1 protein-coding gene is annotated in these 1,507 nt (G+C 79.1%); it reads left to right on the top strand.

Annotated features, from left to right (window positions below; genetic code table 11):
• On the top strand, window positions 1-1,465 hold a 1,465-nt coding region (locus EEJ42_RS31640; protein WP_123105304.1), incomplete at its 5' end, for a primosome assembly protein PriA.
• Between the last annotated feature and the right edge of the window lie 42 nt (window positions 1,466-1,507).

Genomic DNA, 1,507 nt, shown 5'->3' with positions numbered 1-1,507 from the left:
CGCGGTCGCCGCCACCCTCGCCTCCGGGCGCGGCGCGCTCGTCGTCGTACCGGACGGGCGCACCGCCGCCCGGGTCGACGCCGCGCTCACCCGGGCGCTCGGCGGCGCGGGACGTCATGTGCTGCTCACCGCGGACCTCGGGCCCGAGGAGCGCTACCGGCGGTGGCTGGCGGTCAGCCGCGGGTCGGTGCGGGCCGTCGTCGGCACCCGGGCGGCCATGTTCGCGCCGGTCCGTGACCTCGGCCTGGTGGGGATCTGGGACGACGGCGACCAGAGCCACAGCGACGACCACGCCCCGCAGCCGCACGCCCGCGACGTCCTGCTGCTGCGCGCCGTCCACGAGAAGACGGGCTTCCTGCTGGGCGACCTCGGCCGCACCGTGGAAGCCGCCCAGCTGGTGGAGAACGGCTGGGCCCGCCCCCTGGAGGCCGACCGCGAGCAGGTCCGCGCGGCGGCCCCGCTGATCCGCACCGTGGACGAGGGCGAGGTGGCCCGGGACGCCGAGGCCCGCGCCGCCCGGCTGCCCACGCTCGCCTGGCAGACCGTGCGGGAGGCGCTGAACCGCGGCCCGGTGCTGGTGCAGGTGCCGCGCCGGGGGTACGTACCCCGGCTGGCCTGTGAGCGCTGCCGCGAGCCCGCCCGCTGCCGCCACTGCGCGGGCCCCCTGGAGGCGCGCGACGCGGACCGGCTGGCCTGCGGCTGGTGCGGGCGGGCCGAGACCGCCTGGCACTGCGCCGAGTGCGGGGGCGGACGGCTGCGGGCGAGCATCGTGGGCGCCCGGCGCACCGCGGAGGAGCTGGGCCGCGCCTTTCCCGCCGTCCCGGTCCGCACCTCGGGCCGGGACCACGTCCTGGACACCGTGCCCGACCGCCCGTCGCTCGTCGTCAGCACCCCAGGCGCCGAACCGGTCGCCGAGGGTGGCTACGCGGCCGCCCTGCTGCTCGACGGCTGGGCCCTGCTCGGCCGCCCCGACCTGCGTGCGGGCGAGGACGCGCTGCGCCGCTGGCTGGAAGCGGCCGCGCTGGTCCGGGGGCAGGAGGACGGCGGTCTCGTCGTGGTGACCGCCGAGCCGACGCAGCGGCCCGTCCAGGCGCTGGTGCGGTGGGATCCCGCCGGTTACGCGGCCCGCGAACTCGCCGAGCGGTCCCAGCTGGGCTTTCCGCCGGTCTCCCGGATGGCGGCGGTGGCCGGACCCGGGGAGGCGGTGGCCGAGCTGATCGCCTCGGCTCCGCTGCCGGAGGGGACGGAGACCCTGGGCCCGGTGCCGTTGCCCCCCACCCCGCCGGGCCGCCCGCGCCGCCCCGGCGACCCGCCGCCCGGAGCGCAGTGGGAGCGCGCCCTGTTGCGGGTGCCCCCGGGCCAGGGCCGCGCCCTGGCCGCGGCCGTCAAGGAGGCCAAGGCGCTCCGACTGGCCCGCGGCGACAAGGACCCGACGGTCCGGGTCGACCCGCTGGATATCGGTTGAGAGGCTTCTTAACCGTTGCGGGGGCCCGGGAAGACGCCCGGG

This window comes from Streptomyces botrytidirepellens (genome assembly GCF_003721215.1).
Lineage (GTDB): Bacteria > Actinomycetota > Actinomycetes > Streptomycetales > Streptomycetaceae > Streptomyces > Streptomyces himastatinicus.
Note: the sequence above shows the minus strand (reverse complement) of the source record. Positions and strands in the feature narration are given on the sequence as shown.